The organism is Streptomyces sp. NPDC058691, from assembly GCF_042714775.1.
Lineage (GTDB): Bacteria > Actinomycetota > Actinomycetes > Streptomycetales > Streptomycetaceae > Actinacidiphila.
The window spans coordinates 25552-48639 of the sequence record NZ_JBHXSO010000057.1 but is presented as its reverse complement, the minus strand read 5'-3'; the positions used below and the strand labels follow the sequence as shown (position 1 = coordinate 48639).

The 23088-nt window shown below is 70.2% G+C and carries 16 protein-coding genes; 11 read left to right on the top strand and 5 right to left on the bottom strand.

Going from position 1 to position 23088, the window contains the following annotated elements; genetic code table 11:
• Nucleotides 1-230 precede the first annotated feature (230 nt).
• The 5 genes from ACFWVC_RS31215 (at nucleotide 231) to ACFWVC_RS31195 (ending at nucleotide 6521) form a co-directional block, all read left to right on the top strand.
• On the top strand, nucleotides 231-854 hold the full coding sequence (locus ACFWVC_RS31215) for an NAD(P)-dependent oxidoreductase (RefSeq protein ID WP_384295035.1): 624 nt from the start codon (nucleotides 231-233) through the stop codon (nucleotides 852-854).
• Between the two features lie 130 nt (nucleotides 855-984).
• Entirely contained in the window at nucleotides 985-1320 is a 336-nt protein-coding gene (locus ACFWVC_RS31210; protein ID WP_384295029.1) for a CATRA system-associated protein, read from the top strand.
• Between the two features lie 37 nt (nucleotides 1321-1357).
• Entirely contained in the window at nucleotides 1358-2932 is a 1575-nt protein-coding gene (locus ACFWVC_RS31205) for a CATRA conflict system CASPASE/TPR repeat-associated protein (RefSeq protein WP_384295026.1), read from the top strand.
• Between the two features lie 78 nt (nucleotides 2933-3010).
• Nucleotides 3011-5683: a CHAT domain-containing protein gene (locus ACFWVC_RS31200; RefSeq protein ID WP_384295023.1), complete on the top strand. Its 2673-nt coding sequence runs from the start codon at nucleotides 3011-3013 to the stop codon at nucleotides 5681-5683.
• Between the two features lie 70 nt (nucleotides 5684-5753).
• Nucleotides 5754-6521, top strand: a complete 768-nt coding sequence (locus ACFWVC_RS31195; protein WP_384295020.1) for an NUDIX hydrolase — start codon at nucleotides 5754-5756, stop codon at nucleotides 6519-6521.
• A gap of 6 nt (nucleotides 6522-6527) precedes the next feature.
• On the opposite strand, the gene ACFWVC_RS31190 is transcribed toward ACFWVC_RS31195, so the two are convergent.
• The gene (locus ACFWVC_RS31190; RefSeq protein WP_384295017.1) at nucleotides 6528-9458 is read right to left on the bottom strand and encodes an FAD-binding and (Fe-S)-binding domain-containing protein; all 2931 of its coding nucleotides are present in this window, start codon (nucleotides 9456-9458) and stop codon (nucleotides 6528-6530) included.
• 428 nt (nucleotides 9459-9886) lie between these two features.
• Between ACFWVC_RS31190 and ACFWVC_RS31185 the strand changes: the two genes are divergently transcribed.
• Nucleotides 9887-10825, top strand: a complete 939-nt coding sequence (locus ACFWVC_RS31185; RefSeq protein WP_384295014.1) for a phosphotriesterase — start codon at nucleotides 9887-9889, stop codon at nucleotides 10823-10825.
• A gap of 21 nt (nucleotides 10826-10846) precedes the next feature.
• Here ACFWVC_RS31185 and ACFWVC_RS31180 read toward each other — a convergent pair whose 3' ends face one another.
• Nucleotides 10847-11764: an AraC family transcriptional regulator gene (locus ACFWVC_RS31180; RefSeq protein ID WP_384295010.1), complete on the bottom strand. Its 918-nt coding sequence runs from the start codon at nucleotides 11762-11764 to the stop codon at nucleotides 10847-10849.
• Nucleotides 11765-11952: 188 nt separating this feature from the next.
• Between ACFWVC_RS31180 and ACFWVC_RS31175 the strand changes: the two genes are divergently transcribed.
• Together ACFWVC_RS31175 and ACFWVC_RS31170 are read left to right on the top strand one after the other, a co-directional pair.
• The gene (locus ACFWVC_RS31175) at nucleotides 11953-12792 is read left to right on the top strand and encodes an SDR family NAD(P)-dependent oxidoreductase (RefSeq protein WP_384295005.1); all 840 of its coding nucleotides are present in this window, start codon (nucleotides 11953-11955) and stop codon (nucleotides 12790-12792) included.
• 146 nt (nucleotides 12793-12938) lie between these two features.
• Nucleotides 12939-13628 carry a type 1 glutamine amidotransferase domain-containing protein gene (locus ACFWVC_RS31170; RefSeq protein WP_384294999.1) on the top strand — a complete coding sequence of 230 codons (690 nt, stop codon included), beginning with the start codon at nucleotides 12939-12941 and terminating at the stop codon, nucleotides 13626-13628.
• A 7-nt stretch (nucleotides 13629-13635) separates the two neighbouring features.
• Here ACFWVC_RS31170 and fumC read toward each other — a convergent pair whose 3' ends face one another.
• The 3 genes from fumC to ACFWVC_RS31155 all read right to left on the bottom strand — a co-directional run bounded on the left by fumC (nucleotide 13636) and on the right by ACFWVC_RS31155 (nucleotide 18950).
• On the bottom strand, nucleotides 13636-15099 hold the full coding sequence (gene fumC / locus ACFWVC_RS31165; RefSeq protein WP_384294992.1) for a class II fumarate hydratase: 1464 nt from the start codon (nucleotides 15097-15099) through the stop codon (nucleotides 13636-13638).
• Nucleotides 15096-16754: an NAD-dependent malic enzyme gene (locus tag ACFWVC_RS31160; RefSeq protein ID WP_384294986.1), complete on the bottom strand. Its 1659-nt coding sequence runs from the start codon at nucleotides 16752-16754 to the stop codon at nucleotides 15096-15098. Before ACFWVC_RS31160 ends, fumC begins: the two co-directional genes overlap by 4 nt.
• A 123-nt stretch (nucleotides 16755-16877) precedes the next feature.
• A complete protein-coding gene (locus tag ACFWVC_RS31155; protein WP_384294977.1) occupies nucleotides 16878-18950 on the bottom strand; it encodes an MFS transporter in 2073 nt (690 codons plus the stop codon).
• A 145-nt stretch (nucleotides 18951-19095) separates the two neighbouring features.
• On the opposite strand from ACFWVC_RS31155, the gene ACFWVC_RS31150 reads away from it, so the two are divergent.
• From ACFWVC_RS31150 to ACFWVC_RS31140, 3 genes are all read left to right on the top strand, one after another.
• Complete coding sequence (locus ACFWVC_RS31150; protein WP_384294973.1) at nucleotides 19096-19545, top strand: MarR family winged helix-turn-helix transcriptional regulator; 450 nt, start codon at nucleotides 19096-19098, stop codon at nucleotides 19543-19545.
• 175 nt (nucleotides 19546-19720) lie between these two features.
• Nucleotides 19721-21688, top strand: a complete 1968-nt coding sequence (locus tag ACFWVC_RS31145; protein WP_384294969.1) for a SpoIIE family protein phosphatase — start codon at nucleotides 19721-19723, stop codon at nucleotides 21686-21688.
• 83 nt (nucleotides 21689-21771) lie between these two features.
• Entirely contained in the window at nucleotides 21772-23034 is a 1263-nt protein-coding gene (locus ACFWVC_RS31140; protein ID WP_384294965.1) for a PucR family transcriptional regulator, read from the top strand.
• Nucleotides 23035-23088: the final 54 nt, after the last annotated feature.

Here is a 23088-nt window from a genome sequence, read left to right as displayed (position 1 = left end):
CGCCCCGCCGGAACGGGGCGTCGTCGGCGGTTCATGCTGTCCCTTGACCCGCCTGCCGTGGGAATCGTTCACAGGCCGAGGCTATCCGGCGGTCCTTCCGCCGGCCTGTTGGCGGCGCCTGGGAGCGGAGCACGCCTCCGCTATGAGACAACTTGACTCGCAGGCGGCTCCGATGCCACCCTTTCACTGCGAAACAAAGTGTTTCACAGTGCGCAAGCGTAAGGATCATCGTGAAAATAGTCGTCTTCGGGGCCACCGGCGGCACCGGCCGGGAAACCGTCGCACAGGCTCTCGCCGCAGGTCACGACGTCACAGCGGTGGTGCGCCGCCCCGACGCCCTGCAGCCGCACCCCGGCTTGCGGATCGCCCTCGTGCCGGACTTGAACGACGCCGAACTCGTCGACGACGCGCTGGTCGGCTGCGATGCCGTGATCAGTGCGCTGGGCACCAACGCCAAGGGGCCCGTGAGCGTCTGCACCGACGGAGTCCGCTCGATTCTCGGTGCGATGACGCGGACCGGGGTGCGCCGGCTGGTCGTGGTGAGCGCGCACGGAGCCGCCGAGTCACATGACGGCTCGCTCTACTCCCGCATGTTGTGGGCGATGCTCGGCGACAAGATGCGCGACAAGGACGAGATGGAGAAGCTCATCCGGGCCTCCACCGCGGACTGGACGATCGTGCGGCCGCCCGCGCTGAAGAACAAGCCGCACACCGGCACCTACCGCGCGGGAACGGACCTGAGGATCGGGCTCACCTCCGCGATCTCACGCGCCGACCTGGCCGATTTCCTGCTCCGAGAAGCCACCGCCGCCACCCCCGCCCACCTGCACCAGACCCCGAGGATCCGCAACTGACCTTCGGGCCGGCCATGTCCGGAGTCAGGGGGCCGGGGTCTCCGGGAAATCCCGTCCGCGGACGAGCACGGAACGCTACCCTGGGGCTCTCGTTCAGTGACGGGTTACGGGGCGGCAACGGGGGCCATCGGTGAATGCTGACCTGAAGCGGCGCGTCGTCAACCGGTTGCGGGCGCTCGACGACTGGTTCCTGTCGGCCGAAGGATGGCTCGACGTGGAAAGAGTGCTCGGGGAACTGGACGCGGCGGTCGCCGCGGACTCCGCCGGCGCGGTCGACGAGGCCCTCGCACGGTTGCAGGCACTGGAGTCCGCCTATCGTGCCCAGACCCTGCCCGGTGCGCGGAAGACCCTCATCCCGCCGGAGCGGCGCGAGCAACGCAACGTCCTGGTCGGCAGACTCACCCTCGATCTGGACGGCCCCGCCGAACGCGGCGACGGGAGGGGCACGACGCCCTCGGCCGATTGAGCGTCCTTCGCCCACGCCTGGAAGGCGGTAGCGCCTGGTGCACGGGATCGTCAAACCGTCGCTGATCGTCACATGCTTCGTGCCGGCCGTTCCGGAGCCGGGAGAGACCTCGTCCCACGCATACCTCTCACGTCTGTGGGACGCGTGTGGCCGGCTCGGCATGACGGCGGAGTTCGGCGGACTGCCGTTACCCGCCGAGCCCTTCGCCGGTCCCGTACTCCCGGCCACGGACTTCACCGTCCTGGCCGCGGGGGCGCGGGAGGCGGGCCCTGGCATCCACGCCGCGTTCGTCTTCGCCGAGCACGACGTGCTGGGGCTGGTGGCCCTGCTCGCGCCCAACGACCTCGACGCCGGCCCCGGGCAGTGGGACACCCTGCTGGACGAGTGGACGGCGGCCTCGACCGCGGCGGGCGTCACCGGTCCCCCGCCGGCCGGAATCCTGGGCGAGTTCCGCGTCTTCACCGCCCTGCACCGGAGCGAGTCGCCACGGTCGCGGCAGTCGATCTCCGAACTGGTCCGGCGCCACGCGCCGTTGTCCGGCGAGGACGACGGGAACGACGGGAACGACGGGTACGACGAGACATGGTGGCGCGGGCACGACGTGACGGACCACGGGTTCTCGGTGTGGCGCACCGGCCGGGGAGGTCCGGGGGACCTGGTGACGCACTTCTGCCTCCTCGCCCCGGTGCGTGCCGAACGCGCACTGGACGAATGGGCCTGGGCGGCGGAGGGCGAGAGCGGCCTGCGACCGCTGACGCACTATCTGATGCACGCCGCCAAAGTGGGTTACGAGTCCCGCCGTTACGACGAGTTCGTCGCCAGGGAGCCCCTCCACGCGCGCCGTGCCCACAGCGACCGGGAGACCCTGGCCCTGCTGCGTGCGCTGCAACCCGGCACGTCCGGCGAACCCGTCAGTCTGCGGGCCGTCCTCGCCGCGGCGGCCGTGCTCGAAAGGACCCAACTCGGCCCGCACGGTGCGCTGTGGACGATCACCCAGCATCGTGAGCTGATCCGCACGGTGGCCATCGCGATCGGGAACATGCGCCTTCACGCGCCCCGGCTGCGCCGCGTAGGCGCCGGGAGTTCCTGGCCGGAGCGCGACCTGGCCGCGGCCGAAACCCTCATCGCCCAGATCGAGGACGATCTGGAGTACCTGTCGGCCGCCCGTGAACGGGCCGAGGCGGCGCGCGCCGCGGCCACCGCGGTCACCGACCGGGCGCTGAGCGAGTACCGGAACCGGCTGAGTCTCGTGCAGACCTCGGTGCTGGGATCGGTTCTCGCCGCGCTGACCGTGGTGCAGACCCTTGACTACCACCTTCCGCTCCCCCGCGCCGCCCAGTCACCGACGATCCTCGTCCTCACGGCTGTGGCACTCTTCCTGCCGCTGGCCGTCCTCCGGCAGGCCGCGATATCCACGGTCGCCCTCCCCTACCGCTGGATCGACACGGCGGCCTCGGGCCTGCTCGGATCCTCCCTGTGCTGGCTGGCCATGACGGCCTGGAGCCTCCACCGCGGCGACGGCCTGCTGCCGGCCGTCGTGACGGCGCCCTCCTGCCTGGCTGTGGGGCTGGCCGCCGCCCTCGTGTACCACCGGGCGGACCGGCGCAGTTGACCCCCTGCCCGTTCTCGACCGCCGAACGCCGACCGCCGACCCCTGCTCGTCCGCACAGAAACGGGAGCCGATCAGGCCATGAACCAGTCGACGAGCCCACGGCCGGAGGACTCCGTTTCCGCGATCTTCGCCCTCATCGGCGAACTGGATGTCGAGGACCTCATCCTCCGTTTCGACGTGGACTTCGACGTCCCCATGCGGCAGGAGGACGCCCTGCGCCTCCTGCGGCTGACCGGGGTCTCCGACCAGGGACGGCAGGGCGACGTCAGGGACACGGCACGCCGGGTGGGCGCCCACTGGTGCGAGATCGTGCGCGCGGACATGGCGTACCGGCTGTTCACCGGCCTCCAGTTGATCAAGGCCTCACGTGCCGACGCCCGGCTGCTCCACGATCTCCACCGCCGCGGCGAACTGCCGGCCGACGACCCCTTCGCCTCCTACGCGGCCGCCCGGTGGTTCGACGGGGAGGGCCGGATCCGCTACCGGCTGGGCAGCTTCACCTCCGCCCGGATCTCCTTCGGGACCGCGGTCGACATCGCGCAGCAGGCCGGTCTGTGGTGGGCCGTGCCGGATCTGCGCAGCAATCGTGAACGCGCCCGGTTCGAGGAGTGGGGACAGCCGGCACGGGACAGCGGGAAGGGATCGCCCGCTGCCGGGTTCGTCGCCGAACTCGAGTCGGCCATCGAGGAGATCGAGGATCTGGCCGCGCAGCAGGGGGTCGACGTCGCCGTTCCTCCCGAGCCCGGCACTCCCGCCCGCCACCGGGAGTTCCTCCGGGGCTACTCCAACGCGCTCCACAATCTCGCCACGGCGCTGCGGGAGGCCGGGCAGCCCGCGCGGTCGCTGGACGTCACGTCGCGGTCCCTGGCGATCTCCCAAGGGCTCGGGGACGCCTACCGGATCGCCCAGTCGCGCACCAACCAGGCGCTGTGCGAACCGGACAACGCCCAGCGGCACTTCGAGGAGCTGCTGACCCTGCCGTGGGAACGCGGGAGGGCAATCGCCCGGCAGAACCTCGCCCTCCGCGGCGGCGGCGCCGCGGGCCTTGCGGAGCTGGGGCGGCTGCTCGACGAGTTGGAGCGGGACGACTCGGCGGACGGCCATCACGCCGGGCTGGACGTCGACTTCTACGCATACACCGTGCGCGGTTACCAGCGGACCGCCGCGGCGCTTCCGCCCGCCAGCCGTCCGGGAGACGTCCTCGAGCGGCGGCTGGGCCTCGCGCGTTCGGTCCGGTCGGCCATCGCCCTGCCCGCATACAAGCGGGCGTACGCCCGTCACATGCGGCCGGCGTTCCTCCATGCGATCGCCGACGCCGTCGTCAGCGGGGACGGCTCCCAGGCGGGCCAGGAGAGGATCCTCTCGCTGGTCGAGGAGTCCTCCGGCCGTGAACTGCTGGACCTGCTCGGCTCCTCGCGCCCCTCGTCCCTGGAGCCGCCCGCCCGGCGCATCGCCGGAGCCCCCTCACCCGCTCCTGCCTCCGGCGGCGCTCCGAGGGTGCGTGCCGCGCTCCAGGCCGCTTCGCCCGAGCTGGTGGGAGCCCTGCGCGAGGTACTGGCCGAACGTGAGCGGGAGTATGAAGAGCGCTTCCTGGACGCCCCGTTGACGTCCGTCGCCCACGACGAGGACATCGCGCACCGGCTCGTCCAGTACAGCCTGAATCATCCGGGCTCCTGCGTGGTGCGCTACTTCCGCTACGCCGCGTCCGACGGCATCGGGCCCGGCGCCGCACCCGTGCCCGACTCGCTCGGCATCGTCGTCTGCCGGGACGGACGCCTGACGACCGTGCCGGGCATCCCCTACGAGAAGGTGGCCCGCCTGGCCGGGCAGGTGTGGGCCGACATCTCCGCCGCCGACGCTCCATGGCCCTCCGAGGAGACCTGCCGCCGGATGTGGGATCTCCTCATCGCCCCCGTGTGGGACCGCGTCGAGGCGGGCGGCGCCGCGACCCACCTCACCCTGATCCCCACCGACCACGTCTTCGCCGTGCCGCTCCACGTCGCGGTCGGCCCCGGCGACACACGGCCGCTGGCGGCACGCGTACCGCTCTCCCACTCCGTCAGCGTGGCCGCCTTCGTCACGCAGGGACGCCATCTGCTCAAGCGTCAGCTCATGGAGCACGACGACGACTTGGCGGCCCTGCTGTCCACCGACTCCGACGCCTCGGGCCGCGAACTCGTCGGCACCGGCTGGCGCAGCGAGCACGTCGTGGTGGCCGGACCCCCTCCGCAGGGCCTGGCATTCGCGGGGCCCGCCCACGCCGCCGACTGGGACGGTCTGGGCGCCCTCGTCGCCAAGGAGCCGGAGTTCTTCGTGTACGCCGGCCACGGGACCTACCTGGACGGTCCGGAGGCCGCCGGCCCTCTGCTCCACCTCGGCGACCAGGACGTGCTCACCCAGTTCGACCTCGCCCTGCACCTGAGCCTGCCCCGCAACAAGCTGACCGTGCTCGGCGCCTGCGTGGCCGGGCAGGGCATGCGCTCCGACGGGGGCGACGTGCTGGGATTCATGCGCTCGCTGATCATCAGCGGCGCCGGAGCCGTCTGCCTGCCCCTGTGGTACGTCCTGGACATCGCGATGGTCGAGACCGTCCGCGCACTGCTCCGCAAGAGCAGACAGGCACTGGGCGACGCGGATGCCGCGCCCTTCGACGTGGTCCAGGCCCTCCACGAGCACTATCTCTCCGTCCTGCGCGACTATCCGGACCTGGCCGGCCGCATCCAGCACATGCCCCTGGCCCTCTACCTGTGACGACCCGCGGCAACCCGAAGGGGAACGCGGGCCCGGGACGGCGCGACACCACACGAGACGAGGCGGACACATGACCGAGGCCGATGGCGAGGACAAGCTGGTCCGGGAGCGCAAGGAGGCACGGCTGAGCGCCTACGCCACCCTGCGGGAACAACGGCCGGAGCTGTTCGTGAACCCCCCGGGAACCGCGTACGAGATCCTGCTCGACCGCGCCGACCAGGACCGTGTGGCACGGGAAGTGGGGGAACTGGCGGTCGCGTTCGGCTTCCCCGAGGAGTGCGCTGACATCGGCGTCGTCTACCGGGACCCCTACGTCACCCTGGTCCGCGACGCCGTGCGCTTCCGCTCCGGGCGCGTCAACACCTACATCCGCTTCGTGACCGGGGCCCCGGGAGGAGGTGCCGCGGTACTGCCGGTCCTGGACGACGGCAGGATCGTCCTGCTCCACCACTTCCGGCACGCCGACCGGGACTGGCACTGGGAGATCCCCCGCGGTTTCGGCGCGCCGGGCGAAGAGGGTGCCACGACCGCGCGCCGCGAACTGCTGGAGGAAGTCGGGGGCGAGGTCACGGAGATGATCCGCCTCGGCGAGATCACCACCGACACGGGGATGCACGGCGGCCGCGACCAGCTGTACCTGGCACGGCTCGCCTCGTCCTCGTTCGCCGGGACCCCGGGCCCCGAGGCCCGCGAGGAGGGGATCGACGCCTTCCGTGCCCTGTCCCCCGACGAGATGCGCGCAGAGCTCGCCGAGGGACACATCCACGACGGATTCACCCTGGCGGCCTGGAGCCTGGCCACCGCCCGCGGGCTGCTGGGACCGGCAAGCGGCGCCTGACCGGTCCTACGCCGCCGGGCGGGTCAGTTCTTCCAGGACGAAGACGAAGGACTCGTACGCGCGGCCGGTGGCGTGCCGCATTCCCATCTCGCAGGTGCGGTTGGCCGACAGGTATGCGTCCGCGGGCGTCTCGTCCAGGACGGCCTTCTCGTCCCGCGTCGCGGAGACGACGAGTTCCGGGTGGAGGAGCCCTCGGTCGCCGGCCGTGCCGCAGCAGGTGGTGCCGACCGGTACCAGGACCTCGGCGGCGAGTTGTCCCGCGATGGCCTCCAGGGTCTTGCTCAGCCCCAGGTGGGCCGTTGAACAGGTGGGGTGCACCGCCACGCGGTCCACCCGCCTGGTGACGTCCAAGTGCGGGAGCAGGTCGGCGCACCAGGTGATCGAGTCGAGGAGGGTGATCTGTTCCAGCCGGGCGCGGTGCTCGTCGTCGAGGTAGTTCCTGACGTCGTCGAGCAGGCCGTTGGTGCATGAGGCGGCGTCGATGACCACGGGCAGGGAGCCGTGCCCGCTCCAGGTCCACAGGGCGTCGCAGGTGGTCGCGGCCATCCATTCGTGTCCCTGGGTGTAGCCCTTGCTGCTCCATGGGGTGGAGCAGCACTTGCCGGCCACGTCGTCCGGGATCCACAGCGGCTTGCCGGCTCGTGCCGAGACCTCGACAAGTGCCTGCTGGAGGGACGGATGCCGTGGCATCCCCGGGTCGCGGCCGAAGATGCGGTTGACGCAAGCGGGGAAGTAGACGGCCGCCGCGCCGCCGCGGGAGGTCTCGGGCGGCTTGCCCGGCGCGCTGCGCGGCATCGGTCCCGGGACCGCCGGCATGAGGTCGTTGCTGATCGCGAGCCGCGCGCCGGCGGTCAGTTCGGTGAGCGCTTTCGCGCCGACCGTTCGCTGGACGATGTCGGCGGCGCCCATGGCGGTGCGGGCGAGTTCCTCGACGGTCGCCCATCGCTTGGCGATCCGGAGCGCGACCTTCTCGCGCGCTTCCGTCGATTCGTCCCGCCGGAATTCCTTGATCAGCGCACCGGTGTTGATGTGCACGGGACATGGGAGGGCACAGGTGCCGTCGACTGCGCAGGTCTCGATGGCGTCGTACTCGTATTCCGCCAGCAACTCGGCCAGCAGCGGCGATCCTTCGGGCTGTCGCGCCATCTCCCGGCGCAGCACGATGCGCTGCCGTGGGGTGGTGGTGACGTTGCGGCTGGGGCAGACGGCCTCGCAGTAGCCGCACTCGATGCAGTGGGTCGCCGCGTCCTCGATGTCCGGTGTCGACTTGAAGGACTTCAGGTGGACCTGGGCGTCACGGGTGAGGATGACGTCGGGGGCGAGGACGCCGTGCGGGTCGGCGAGTTCCTTGATCCGCCACATGATCCCGGTGGCCTTGTCGCCCCATTCGTGACGGACGAACGGCGCCATGTTGATCCCGGTGCCGTGCTCCGCCTTGAGTGATCCGTCGTACTTGTCGATGACGAGCGCCACGAGGTCGGACATGAACGCGGCGTACCTGTCGCGGTCGGCGGGGTCGGCGAGTTTGGGCGTCAGGGTGAAGTGGAGATTGCCGTACGCGGCGTGGCCCGCGACGCCCGGCAGGAAGCCGTGCCTGGTCAAGATGGTGTGCAGATCGCTCGCGCCTTCGGCGATCCGGGCGGGCGGGAAGCAGACGTCCTCGGTGACCACGGCGGTGCCCGGCGGGCGAAGTTGGCCGACGATGCCGAGCAGGCCCTCGCGGATGCGCCAGTCCAGTTCGATGAGCTCCTGGTCCCGGGTGAAGTCCAGCGCGTGCAGCAGGTTCGCGTCCGCGACCAGCTCCGCGACGCGGGCCTCGACTTCGTCGAGGGCGGCCGGCTCCCGGGTGGCGAACTCGACCAGAAGCGCCGCCGCACCCGGATCGAGGGTCTTCCAGTACGCGGGGGTGTTCGGGTATGCCTGGGCGGCGGCGGTGAGGGCTGGTGCGACCATGAGTTCGACGGCTTCGGCACCGAGGCCGACCAGGCCCGGCACGAGGGCTGCCGCTTCCTCCACCGAGGGAAGCGCGATCCAGGTGACCGTGGTCGCCGTAGGGGCCGGCAGCGTGTCGATCACGGCCTCGGCGATGAACGCGAGAGTGCCCTCGGAACCGATGACGAGGCGCCGGAAGATCTCGAGCGGGGTGTCGGCGTCGAGCAGCGCCGCAAGGGTGTATCCGGTGGTGTTGCGGATGGAGAACTTGTGGCGCACACGCGCGGTGAGTTCGCTGTCCGCGAGCAGTTGCTCCCGCAACCCGGCGAGTCCGGCCGCCAGTTCGGGCTCCGCCGCGGCGAAGCGCGCCTCGGCGTCCGGCGCGGCGGTGTCGATGACCGTGCCGGACGGCAGCACGAGGGTCATCGACGCCACCGTGTGGTAGGCGTTGCGCTCCAAGGTGCAGCGCATACCGGCCGCGTTGTTGGCGAGGACTCCGCCGATCGTGGCGACGTCCGAGGAGGCCGGGTCCGGCCCGAGCCGCCGGCCGTGCCGGCGGAGCAACGCCGCGGCGTGGCCGAGGATCGTGCCCGGCCGCGCCCGCAAGCGCGCGCCGTCGCCCTCGACGGCCATCCCGCTCCAGTGCCGGCGCACGTCGATGAGGATGTCATCGGACTGGGCCTGGCCGTTGAGGCTCGTCCCGCCGGCACGGAACGTGGCGTGCCGCCCGCTTCGGCGGCAGTAGCCGAGCAGTTTCCGGACGTCCTCCACGTCACGGGGCAGGACGACGACCTGGGGCAGGTAGCGGTAGGGGCTGGCGTCGGAGGCGTACCGGACGAGATCCGAGAGGCGGTGCAGCACCTGGTCCTCGCCGAGCAGCGCGACGAGGTCGCCCTTGAGTCCGTGAGGCGTGCCGCCCGCATGGGCGGTGTCGATCGCATCCGCCTGTGGGAGGCCCGCCGGCCGGCCGATGGCGGGAACGCTGGGACTGAGCAGCTTCTTCACGTTGCCAGCCTCTCCGCGCGCGGGCGGCGTTTCGTCCAAGCCGTCACGCAAGGGCCACGAGCCCTGTCGCAGGCGACGCGACCGCACACCGTGGCGAGTCGTGGCCGAGGGGACCTGTACCCATGACTTTACCGGGGCCATCCGGCTGACGCCCGGCGGAAGTCTCCGCCGGGCTCGTACAGCGGTCAGTACGTGCGGGGAGAAGAAGTGTGCGTCGACACGAAAGACGGCTGCGGCGGGGTGCCCGAGAGTAGAGGTCGTGCCGGCGGGCGGGCTGTGCACCGGTGCACACCAGCACCTCGGCGAACAGGCCCGCCGGAGGCGCGACCCCGCCTCGCACCGATCAAGCCGATGCCGCACGGGCGACGGCATGAGCCCGAAGGACTTCCATGACTCCGCCTTCCCAAGTACAGACTGTCCGTGGCCCCGTGGCGGTCGGTGACCTCGGAACGGTCCTGATGCACGAGCACGTCTTCGTCCTGAGCGAGGAGTTCCGGCAGAGCCTCCCGGAGACCTGGGACGAGCAGGAGCGCGTCAGCGACGCGGTCAGCCGACTGAAGGCCCTGGCCGCCACGGGCGTCACCACGATCGTGGACCCCACCGTGATCGGGCTGGGGCGCGACGTCACCCGGGTCGCGGCGGTGAACGAGCAGGTCGGCCTGAACATCATCGCGGCCACCGGCATCTACACGCTGGGCGACATCCCGCACTTCTTCCGCTACCACGGCCCGGGGACGCTGCTCGGCGGTCCCGAGGGGATGACCGAGCTGTTCGTCCGGGAGCTCACCGAGGGCATCGCCGACACGGGCATCAGGGCCGCTTTCCTGAAGTGCGCGATCGAGGAAGAGCTCACCCCCGGGGTGGAGCGGGTGATGCGGGCGGTGGCACAGGCCCACCTGCGCACCGGAGCGCCGATCACCGTGCACACCAGCGCGGCCGCCCGCACCGGCCTGGTCGCCCAGGAGATCCTGCGCGACGAAGGCGTGGACCTCGGCGCCGTGGTCATCGGTCACAGCGGCGACACCGACGACCTGGACTACCTGCACCAGCTGATCGACAACGGCTCGTACGTCGGCATGGACCGCTTCGGCCTCGACATCCTGCTGCCGGCCGACCAGCGGGTGGCGACCGTCGCGGCACTCGCCCGGGAAGGGCTGGCGGGCCGGATGGTCCTGTCGCACGACGCGTCGTGCCACGTCGACTGGTTCCCGCCCGGCGTGCGCGAGCGGATCGCGCCGGACTGGCACCACACCCACCTGCACGACAACGTCCTGCCCGCACTGCGCCAGGCCGGCGTCACCGAGGAGCAGCTCACCACCATGCTGGTCGACAATCCGCGCCGCTACTTCACCGCCCCGGGCGACTGACCGGCCCATGGCGAAGCGCGCTCACCTCGGGCCCGCCGGAGGCGGGAGGACGCCCTTCCTGGCGTCACGGGGCGACATGCCGAACTCCTTCCGGAATGCGGTACTGAACGACGCATGACTGCCGAAACCACAGGAATGAGCGATCTGCGCGATGGAGTGCCCGGCCCAGCTCGCCCCTGCCAGCCGGGCCCGGGCAAGGTGCAGCCGCTCATGGCGCACGAGGTCGCGCGGGGTCGTGCCGGCCGCCCGCAGCACCTGCTGGATGTAGCGGGTCGACCAGCCGAGAGCCCGCGCGATGCCGGCGGCGTCAAGGTCCGCATCGCCAGCGTGACGGCGGATGTACCGGCGGATCTCGGCCTCGACCGTCGCCCGCTGCCCCGTCGGCGCCGAATCGGTCGCACCCTCCGCGGCCACGCACACCAGGTCGAGCAGCCGCTCGCAGGCGACGTCGAAGGCCGCCTCCGAGAACTGCTCCCGCTCCTCCTGCAGGGTGGCCACCATCGTGCGGATCACCCGGCCCAGGCCGCTGACCCCGCTGAGCAACCGCGGTTCGCGGGCGGCGGCCGGGTTGCGATGGGCGACCTCACGGCCCGGCACGATCAGCGCGATCGACCGGAAGTCGTCGTCGTGCGCGAAGGTCACCGGCCGGTCCATGTCGCACAGCGCCATATGACCGGGCTGGAGCTCCCCCGAGGACGCTCCTTGCTCGACCCAGGCCGTCCCGGCCAGTGGGACGAGCAGTTCGTAGGTGCCGCGGGGATCAGCGGCGATGTGCCGGGCGTCCCGGATGAACGTTTCCCGCCCGCCACTGCAGTAGGCGATGCCGTACGTCCGGGACTGCCGGCATTCCAGACGCCCCGTCCACGGCGCGTCGCGATCCGTCACCGTGATGCGGCTCGCTCCGTGCAGGCTGGAGAACGCGTCTTCCCATTCACTCACCGAGGGTGCGGGCGCGGCTACGGTCGATCGGTACACGCGTTTTCCCCTCCGCCTCTGCGACAACAGCAAGCACGTCACATCGTGCGGCCATGACCACGCGATGTGTGGACACACGCATCGCGGCACCCAAAAGCTACACCTCCGCACCCCATCCCGGCCGCGCCGGCAAGACGAACGGATACCGCCCCATGCCCAAGACCATCGTGATCACCGGAGCCAGCGACGGCATCGGAGCCGCCGGCGCCCGCCGGCTGCACCAGAACGGCCACCGGGTCGTGATCGTCGGCCGCTCCCCCGAGAAGACCGCGAAGGTCGCCGACGAACTCGGAGCGGACCGGTTCCTCGCCGACTTCACCTCCTTGGCCGACGTCCGGAAACTCGCCGCGGACCTCGACGCCGCGTACCCGCGTATCGACGTCCTGGTCAACAACGCGGGGGGAATCTTCGGCGACCGCGACAAGACCGCCGACGGCTTCGAGAAGACCCTCCAGGTCAATCATCTGGCCCCCTTCCTGCTCACGAATCTGCTCATGGGCAAGCTCCTGGCCGGCAGGGCATCGGTGATCCAGACGTCCAGCGCGGGTGCCCGCCTGTTCGGGAAGCTCGACATCGACGACCTCGACAACGACTCCGGCTACACCGCGCACCGGGCATACGGCACGGCCAAGCTCGAGAACATTCTCTTCACCAAGGAACTGCACGCCCGATACGCGCCTCGTGGCCTGTCCGCCGCCGCATTCCACCCCGGTGCCGTCGCGACCAACTTCGCATCCGGCAGCAAGAGCTTCATGCGCCCCATCTACAGCAACCCCCTCAGCCGGCTGGCGATGGTCAGCCCCGAGAAGGGTGCCCGGCAGTTGGTCTGGCTCGCCGAGACCACTCCCGGCACGGAGTGGCAGTCCGGTACCTACTACGAGAACCACAAGCCCGCCCGGCGCAACAACCCGCAGGCGGACGATTCCGGCCTCGGCCGCCGGCTGTGGGACCGTTCCGCCGAACTCGTGGGGCTGGACGTCGTGATTCCGTGAGAAGCCGCTGCCCTCGGTGGCGCGCCGCCGAGGCAGCCGTGTGCCGCATGCGGTCCATGCCTCGCGGATCGCATCGGACCATACGATGCTTTAAGTGACGGATGTTCCCTCATTCCGGCGGATGCCGACAGGGAGGCGATGGTCCGATGGCGAAGCTGCTGTTCGTGATGACCGGGGCCGCGTACTGGACGCTCAAGGACGGAACCAGGCACGCGACGGGCTACTGGGCCGAGGAGTTCGCGGCCCCGTACAAGGCGCTCACCGACGCCGGCCACCAGATCACGGTTGCCACCCCCAACGGGGTGATCCCGACGGTGGACATGATGAGCCTGCGTCCCGAGATGGCCGGCAGCCCGCAGATCGCCCTCGACCTGGAGGAGACCATCCGCTCCGCGGAAGTGATGCGGCGGCCGCTCCACCTGGCGGACGCCCGCTTGGAGGACTACGACGCCGTCTACCTCCCGGGCGGCCACGGGCCCATGGAGGACCTGAGCACGGACGCCGATGCCGGCCGCCTGCTGACCGCGGCCCTCGCCTCCGGCAAGCCCCTGGCCATCGTCTGCCACGCCCCGGCGGCGATGCTGTCGACCAGGATCCACGGCCGATCGCCCTTCGCCGGATACCGGGTCACCGCGTTCACGAACGAAGAGGAGGAAGGGGTCGGACTCGCCAAGCGGGCGCGGTGGCTGGTCGAGGACGAACTCATCGGCATGGGCGTCGACTTCACCAAGGGTGAGATGTGGAAGCCCTACACGGTGGTCGACCGGAATCTGTACACCGGCCAGAACCCCGCCTCGGCGGCCGCCTTGGCCGAACGCCTGCTCAAGGTGCTCTAGCCGAGGGTCAGTGGGTGAGGTTCACCATCTTCCTCGGGTCGACGATGCGGTCGAAGTCCCGGGCGGAGATGTAGCCGGTGGCGAGGGCGGCTTCGCGCAGCGTGGTCCCCTCGTCATCGGCCTTGTGGGCTATCCGGCTGGCCTTGTCGTAGCCGATCTCCGGGGACAGCGCGGTGACGAGCATCAGAGAGCGCGTGAGGTAGTCGTCGATCTGCTCCCGGTGCAGTTCGGCCCCTTCTATGCAGTAGAGGCGCAGCTTCTCGCCGGCATCCGCGAGGATGCGGGCGGAGTGCAGGAAGTTGTTGATGATGACGGGCCGCATGGCGTTGAGTTCGAAGTTGCCCTGGCTGCCCGCGAAGGCGATGGCACTGTCCTCCGCGAGTGCCTGGATGCAGACCATGACCATCGCTTCGCACTGGGTCGGATTGACCTTGCCGGGCATGATGGAGCTGCCGGGTTCGTTGGCGGGCAGCGTGAGTTCACTGATGCCGCAGCGGGGGCCGGAGGCGAGCCAGCGCAGGTCGTTGGCGATCTTCATCAGCGGCACGGCCAGCGCCCGCAGCCCGGACGAGGCCGCCACCATGGCGTCCAGACTGCCTTGCGCGGCGAAGGAGTTGGCGGCGGTTCGGAACGGGTAGCCGGTCAGCCGGGCGATCTCCTGGGTCACCTGCTCACCGAAGCCGTCGGGCGCGTTGAGGCCGGTGCCGACGGCGGTTCCGCCGATGGCCAGTTGGCGCAGACCCGGCAGGGTGGCCTCGATCCGGTCGATGGCGTCGGACAGTTGGGCGGCGTAGCCCGACCATTCCTGGCCGACGGACAGCGGGACGGCGTCCTCCAGATGCGTGCGGCCGATCTTGACCACGTCCCACCAGTCGTGCGACTTGTCCTCCACCGCCTGCCGCAGTTCCTTGACTTTCGGGAGCAGATGCCGGTCGATCTGCCGGACCGCGGCGATGTGCATGGCGGTGGGGAACGTGTCGTTGGAGGACTGGCCCATGTTGACGTGATCATTGGGGTGGACCGGTGTCTTGGAGCCCAGGGCGCCGCCGACGAGCTGGATCGCCCGGTTGCTGATGACCTCGTTGACGTTCATGTTGCTCTGGGTGCCCGAACCGGTCTGCCACACGTACAGCGGGAAGTGGTCGTCGAGGGCGCCGTGGATCACCTCGTCGGCCACGCGCGCGATCAGGTCGGCCTTCCAGCCGGGCAGACGGTCATGACGTCCGTTGACGAGTGCGGCGGCCTTCTTGACGTAGCCGTAGGCGTGGTAGACGGCCTTGGGCATGCGGTCGTCCCCGATGGAGAAGTGGATCAGGGACCGCTGGGTCTGGGCGCCCCAATAGCGGTCGGCGGGCACCTCGATGGCGCCCATCGAGTCGGTTTCCCGGCGGTGGCCGGTGGCGTCGATGCCGATCGGCACGTCCCGTGGCTTCGGCTGCTGCTCGTCGGTCTGCCGGTGCCGGGTGGTCATGCCGGCGCCTTCTCCGAGAGCGGTCCGTAGACCGGCTGCCACATGGCGTCCTGTACGGCCTGGACGAGGTTGTCCGGCTTACGGGTGGCGACCTCGTCCTCCACGGCCGCGCGCACCACCGCCACGGCCACGGTGGCCGAGGAGGCGCGCAGGTTCGCCACCGGCGGCAGCAGGGGCGCGCCGGGGGCTCGGGCGTCGACCTGCCCGGCGACCGCCTCCGCCGCGGCGAGCAGCATCCCGGCGGTGACGCGTTCCGCGCCGGCGACGACGATGCCCAGGCCGAGGCCGGGGTAGAGGAGCGCGTTGTTGGCCTGGCCGATGATGTGCCGTACGCCTCCGTGGTCGACGGGGTCGACCGGGATGCCGGTCGCCGTGAGGACCTTGCCGTCGGTCCAGGCGAGCAGGTCGGCGGGCATGGCCTCGATCTTCTCGGTCGGGTTGGACAGCGGGAAGATGATCGGCCGCTCGACGTGCGCCGCCATCGCGGTGACCACGGCCTCGTCGAAGGTGCCCGGGGAGGTGGAGGTGCCGACGAGAATGGTGGGGTGGACCTGCCGGACGGCGGTGAGCAGGTCGATCTCCCCGTCCGCCCAGTCCTTGACCTCCTCGGCGGGCCGGGCGTAGGGCGCCTGGTAGTCGCGCAGGTCCGGCATTCCCGCCACGAGCAGTCCCTGCTTGTCGACCAGCCACACCCGCCGGGTGGCCTCCTTGGGGTCCAGGCCGTCGCGGACCATGGCATCGCGCAACTGGTCGGCGATGCCCACCCCCGCGGTGCCCGCGCCGAAGACGATCATGCGCTGCTCACGGAACGGCACGCCGGTGACCTTCAGGGCCGACACCGCGGCGGCCAGGGTGATGGCACCGGTGCCCTGCATGTCGTCGTTGAACATCCGGTACCGCCGGCCGTAAGTCTCCAGGATGCGGCGGGCGTTGCCCGGCCCGAAGTCCTCGAAGTGCAGCAGTGCCTTCGGGAACAGCTCGGAGACGGTCTTCAGATAGCTCTCGACGAACGCGTCGTAGCGCTCACCGCGCACCCTGCTGTGGCGTGCGCCCAGGTAGAGGGGGTCGTTGAGGAGATTCTCGTTGTCGGTTCCGACATCCAGGACCACGGGCAGGCAGCGGTCGGGATGCAGGCCGGCCGCGGCGGTGTAGACGGCGAGCTTGCCGACCGAGATCTGCACGCCCTGCACGCCCCAGTCACCGATGCCCAGGATCTCCTCGGCGTCGGTGACCACGATCAAGTCGATCTCGTCGCGGTGGAGTTGCAGCGCCTCGAAGGAGCGCTGCACATCGTCCGGCCGGTCGATGGACAGGAAGACACCGCGCGCATTCCGGTAGTCGTGGCTGTAGTGCTTGATCGCGTCGCCCACGGTCGGGTCGTAGACCACCGGCAGCAACTCGGCCAGGTGATCCAGCAGGAGACGGTAGTACACCACCTCGTTGCGGTCGTGCAGCTGCTCCAGGTTGAGGAACTTCGCCAGCGCCGTCGGCTCCTGCTGCACCTGTTCCCAGGCACGCATCGCCTGCTGGTCGAGCGAGAGCTCGGCGTCGGGCAGCCGGCCGACCAGGCCGAGGCGGTCCCGCTCCTCCGCCGTGAAGGCCGTACCACGGTTGACCAGCGGATCGAGCAGAACCGAAGGTGTGTGCATCGGCATGAGAACCACCCAGAACATTGTCATTCGGTCGATTCCAGCCCCGTTTTCCATCCTCTGTCCCCTCCCCGGGGGCTGCCACTGGGGCAGACCGCGGGGAAGGGACGCAGACGCGCCCGCGCGGCCTCAGGCGGCGCTGAGCGCCTTGAGGTCGCCGGTTTCGAGGATGTCGGCCTGGTGCGGGAAGACCTTGTCGATGAGCACGCGGTGGACCTCGGGGTCCGGGTCGGCGGTGGCGTCGGCGAGGACGAACAGGCGGTAGTCCTGGTCGGCCGCGTCGCGCAGAGTGGACAGGACGACGCCCGAGGTCGATATGCCGGCGACGACGAGCGTGTCGACGCCCTGGGCGCGCAGGTCCCCGTAGAGGTCGGTGCTGCTGAAGGCGCCGAACCGGGTCTTGCGCACGACGATGTCGCCGTCGCGCACTTCGAGCGAGTCGTGCAGCTGGGTCTCCGGGCTGCCGTCGAGCAGGAACCCGTTCTCGGCGACCGCCGCGAAGGCCTTGTTGTGCGCGGGGATCCGGGCGAAGTCCTCCGGGGTGAAGGCGACCCGGACGTACACGACCCGGACCCCGTTGTCCCGCGCCCAGTCCAGCGCCTGCCGTGCGTGGCCGAGTACCGGCTCGGCGTCGGGGATGGCGGCCAGGACGGCTGCCTGATAGTCCATCAGCAAAAGGGCGGTCCGGGACGGAACGACGGTCGTGGCGGTACTGGACACGGACATGGGGCTGTTCTCCTTGCGGGGCGGGGTGATCTCGTCCGACGACGGCTTCAGACGCCGGTCGAACACGGTCATCAGCAGCACGACGGCGCCGATGGCGATGAGGATGAGCGAGACGTGGTGCAGACCCGAGTCGCTCACGTGGGGGCGGAACGCGATGCCGGTGATCGTCGCCGAGGCGATCGAGCCGACGTAGCCGAAGGTGCGCAGCAGACCGGAGGCGGTGCCGAGCTTCTCGGGTGGCGATTCGCGGTACAGGGCGGTCTGGTTGGCCAGGTTGGAGACACCCGACATGATGCCGAACAGCGCGGTGACGCCGATGACGGCGACCACCGGCGTGGTGCTGGTCAGGAAGAGCGCCGCCACCGAGCCGAGCACGAGCAGCACCGCCGCGACGATCAGCGGCCCGCGGACGTCGACCCGGTTCGCGACGAACCGGGCAGCGATCGCCGAGAGCAGGCCCATCGGGAGCAGTGCCAGCCCGGCGGCGTAGGCGGACAGGCCGTGTGCGGCCTCGAGCCACTGGGTGAGCCCGTAGAGCATCGTGTAGACGCCCAGCAGGCTCAGCCCGTTGCGCAGGTAGGTACGGGTGAGCGCGCCGTTCGAGGCGAGCAGCCGCACGTCGAGGAACGGATTGGACGCGCGCAACTCCCAGCCGACGAGTGCGGCGGCGAACGCGACGGTCAGGCCGAGCGCCACCCACCGCGGCTCGGGCAGCGACAGCAGGAAGACGAGCAGCGACGTCATCGCGGCGCCGAAGCCCACGATGCCGAGGGCGTCGATGCGCGCGAGGATCTCACGCGGCGCGCGGCCCCTGATGACGTCGGGGTCCTTGGCGATCCAGGCCGTCGCCGTCGCGAACGTGACGATCGTGAAGGGCACGTTGACCAGGAATGCGGCGCGCCATCCGAACCAGCCGACGAGCAGGCCGCCGACCGCGGGGCCGACCGCCACGGTGACGGCACCCGCGATGGCCAGGCTGCCGAGCACCTTGCCGGGAGGCGTGTCGAGCCCGGTCGCGGTGGCGCGCCGGCGGATCAGCAGCATCGCGGCCGGGTAGCCCGCCGAGGTGCCCAGTCCGATCAGGACGCGCGCGACGACCAGCATGGGCATTGCGGTCGCGATTCCGCCGAGCAGGCCGCCGAGGAAGACCACGACGATCCCGACGAGGAACACGCGGCGCGGGCCGAACTCCTCGGACAGGCGTCCCGCGGTGGGCTGTGCGATCGCGCTGGTCAGGTACAGGCAGGAGATCAGGATCGCGGTCTGGCCGACGCTCACGCCCACGGAGGCGGCGATGGCGACCAAGGCGGTGGCGATGACCGAGCTGTTGACGGGGTTGAGCGTCGAGCCCAAGAGCAGCGGTGCGACGAATCGCGGACCGAAGGGTCGCCGACGCCACGGCTCCGTGTCCGGCGTGTCCGGTGTGTCCGGCGTCTGCCCGCCGGTACGACGACCGGCGCGGCTGGTCGAAGGCATGGCGAAACTCCTCTCATGCTCCAGTGAGTCGGTGCGGCGAGCCCGCGCGCCGGACCCGGACTCCCATGCGGGGGCGGCGCCCGGATAGGCAGGTTGCCTGACAATCAACATAGCAGGCTGCCTGCCTACCTGCTAACGTCGGTCCATGGGCGCCGAAGAAAACCGGGTGAACGAGACCGCGGCCGAGCTGACGAAGGCGATGACCCGACTGCGGGCACGCCTGCGCAGCGAGAGCGCGCCCGACGAGATGCCGTGGACGTGGTCGCAGCTGACCACCCTCAGCCGCGTCGTCGAACTGGGGCCGACCACGACCAGCGCCCTCGCGCAGGCCGAGCACGTGCGCCGGCAGTCGATGGCCGAGACGCTCTCCGCCCTGCGCGCCCACGGCTTGATCACGTCCGAACAAGACCCGGGCGACGGACGCAAGATGCTGATCAGCGCCACCCCCGAGGGGCGCGCGCTGACAGCGACGATCCCGGCGGCGCGGGAAGCATGGCTGACCGGCACCCTGCGGCACCTGCTGCGGCCAGGCGAGCAGCAGGTGCTGCGACAAGCGGCCGCGATCATGAACAGGATCGCCGACGCCGAGCGCTGAGCGCCGCGTGACCTCGGGCGCGATGCCCCGGGCCGCCCGGCGGAGCGCCATCCAAGAAGCCGCCACCCTCGGCTGCGGCACAAGAGCCCGGACGAGCCATCGGCCACCTGCGATTGCGGTAATATCAACCCAAAAGGGTGAAGGGGCTGTTTTCGCATCAGCCAGGGAGCCGCAGATGGACGCCTCGGACGAACTCCTCCGAAGGGACGACCCTGCGGCGCTTCTGACGCTGGACGGTGTCATCAGCGGCCTCAACCCGGCGATGGCGACCGCGCTGGACAGGCCGGCGGAGCAGTGCCTCGGACGCGACTTCAGTGAACTGTGGCCCCCGAACCAGCAGATGTCTGCCGAGAGTCTCGCGATCCAGGCCGCCAGGACAAAGGCAGTCGCGATGCGAGTGCTGGAGTTTCCCGGGCCATGCGGAGCATCCGTCGCGTGTCTGATCGAAGCACGGCCGGTCACGGATTCCGCCGGCGGCAAGCAGATGGTCTGGGTGCACGCTCTGGATTCGCGGAACGACCTGACCAGCCTGCTGATCCCTTTCCGGATGGCCGCCAAGGCCACCAACCTCGGCCTGTGGATGTATTCACCGCAGGAGCGCCAATTGGAGTGGCTCGGTGGCGCTCCCGCCCTGGCCGCGAACTTCCTGGATCCCACCGCGTCCCTCTCCAGAGTCATGTCGGCAGTGCACCCTGACGACCGTGAGACCTTCCGGCAGCTCCTGCGCTCGGCTTCCGGCCAGTCCTCCTGGCACAGGCTGCGCCTCCTCACCGAGCACGACGGCTGGCATCGACTGGCCATTCAGACCCGTCAGATCCAACTGGGCTGTGACGGACCGGAGCAGATCTTCGGGGTGGTCCGCGACGACACCAAGCAGGAGAAGAGCAAGGCGAAGGCACAGGCCGCACTGATCGCCGAGCGGCAGCGTGCCAAAGACATCGCCGACTTCTCCTCCGCCTTGATCACCGCGGCCACGGAGCAGGAGCTGCAACAGGTCGTCCTGACCCGGCTCGCCGCGACCTTCTACGGAACCGGAGCCCTGCTCGGACTCGTCGACGAAGACCGCCTGCACGTCTCCACCGATGCCGGCATAGACATGGGGGAGGTCACGGCGCTGCACGACATGCCGCTGGACGGTCCGGGCCCGGTGTCCGAGGCGATCCGCTGCGGCAAACCGCAGTTCATCCCCGACCGGGACGACTACATCCGCCGTTGGCCGAGTTCGGCCGCTTTTCCACGGCTTGCCCATCTCGGCTCCGACTACGCCGTCTCGATCACCCCGCTCGGCGAGGCCGGCACTCAGCCGCTCGGGGCGTGGATGGTGTTCTCGGGCACCGGGTACCGGCCGGCCCCTGACGAGCAGACCCTCATGGGTACGCTGGCCGACCTGGCAGGCCAGGCACTGAGGCGCATCCGGTTGCAGCAGGCACGCGTCGACTTGGCCGCGGCGCTGCAGCAGACGATGCTCCCCACGCTGCCCGAGCACCTACCGGGCCTGGAGGTCGCCGCCCGCTACCGGCCGAGCCGCGACGGGCTGGACATCGGCGGGGACTGGTACGACGCCTTCGTGCTGCCCGACGGCGCGGTCGCCCTGGAGATCGGCGACGTCCAGGGCCACGACGTGGACGCGGCCGCCTTCATGGGCCAGGTGCGCATGTCCCTCCGGGCGATCGCGGGTCAGGAACCGGATCCGGCAACCGTGCTGAGGTGCACCAACGAATTGCTCGTCACGATGGATCCGGCGCGGTTCGCCAGTTGCACGATGTTGCACGTCGACCCGCGCGACGGACAGGTCACCGGTGCCAGCGCCGGCCACGTGCCGGTGCTGTGCGCGCGCAAGGACGGCAGCCACCGCATCCACGAACTGCCGGGCGGGCCGGTCCTCGGAGTCGTACTCGACACCGAGTACCGCGAGGAGACCTTCACCCTGGACCGGGACAGCGCGCTGGTCATGGTCACCGACGGCGTGGTCGAAGGACCGGGCCTGACGCTGGAAGCAGGGCTGGAACGTGCCGGAACACTGGCCGGCGCGGCCCTCCACGACGGGCTGACCGCCGAGGAGACCGCCGACCGCGTCCTCGACGCCGCGGCCGCGGTGGACCACGCCGACGACCTGGCCGTGCTGGTCATCCGGCGCATGTGAGGGACGGCGGTGCGGAAGAGCCCTGATACGCTGCCCCGCGAACAGGGGGACGTCGTGCGATCACCCGCTGTACAATTACGTGCATGGCTGCGGAATATCCCGGCGCCGTAAAAAGACTCTCCGTCGTCGCGGAAAACGTAGGGTCACACCTGTCCGAAGTGAGCTGCGACATAGGTGAGAACCTGATCGCGGAGATCCCCGAACTCAGGGGCGACGACACCGTCGTGAAAATCCTGCAGGCGAGTGTCGCGGACAATGTCTCCACCCTGCTGCACATATTCGAGAACGACATTCCTCTGGACAACGTCGAGGGCCCCGTGGCCGCCACGGAGTACGCCAGACGGCTCGCCCAAAGAGATGTGTCCGTCAGCGCGCTGGTCCGGGCCTACCGCATCGGCCACTGGCGCTTTCTCCAGTGGTGCCTCGACGAACTCGACCGGCAGGACGCCGACAAGGATCTGCACGCAGCCACTCATCGGCGCATGCTCCGGGTGAGCTTCGGCTACATCGACCGGATCACCGAGCATGTCATCGAGGTCTACCAGTTCGAGCGGGATCATTGGCTGCTCAGCCGGACCGCCGTACGCGCCAACCGTGTTCGGGACATTCTCGCCGAGCGCCAGGTCGACCCCGACCGGGTCGAATCAACCCTCGGTTACCGGCTCCGCCAGCACCACCTGGGCATGGTGGCCTGGTTGCCGCCGTCGACAGGTGACGGTGCCGGACTGGCCCGCCTCGACCGGATGACCCACCTGATCGCCAGAGAACTCCACTGCTCCGCCAGGCCGTTGTTCGTCCCTCGCGACGAGAGCCTGGCCTGGGCCTGGCTGCCGTTGGGCCCGTGCGCCGACGTTCCGCTCGACCGGCTGCCCCAGGCGATCGAGCGCTGCGACCCTTCCATACGCGTGTGCCTGGGCGCCGTGGGACGTGGTGTCGAGGGCTTCCGCTTCACTCTCCGACAGGCGCTGCGCGCCCAGGAACTCGCGGCTGTGGCGGTCCCGCCACCCCGTTTCACCGACTACTCCCGCGTCGCGCCGATCGCCCTCATGTCCACGAACATCCAGGACCTGCGCGCCTGGGTGCAAGCCGTTCTGGGCCCACTCGCCACCGACGACGAGAACTCCGCACGGCTGCGCGAGACCGTTCAGATCTTCCTCGACACCGGCGGCAGTTACACCGCGACCGCCGGCGCCCAGATCCTCCACAAGAACACCGTCCAGTACCGCATCCGGAAAATCGAGGAAGCACTCGGACACCCCGTCCAAAAGGGCCACACCGATCTCGAAGTCGCCCTGCTTGCCGTCCAGTACCTCGGCTCCGCGCTCCTCCACCCCGACATTCCCTGACATCCCCGTGACCCGCGGGCCGCCGCCCGGGCCGGGGTGCCTACAACGCCGGGG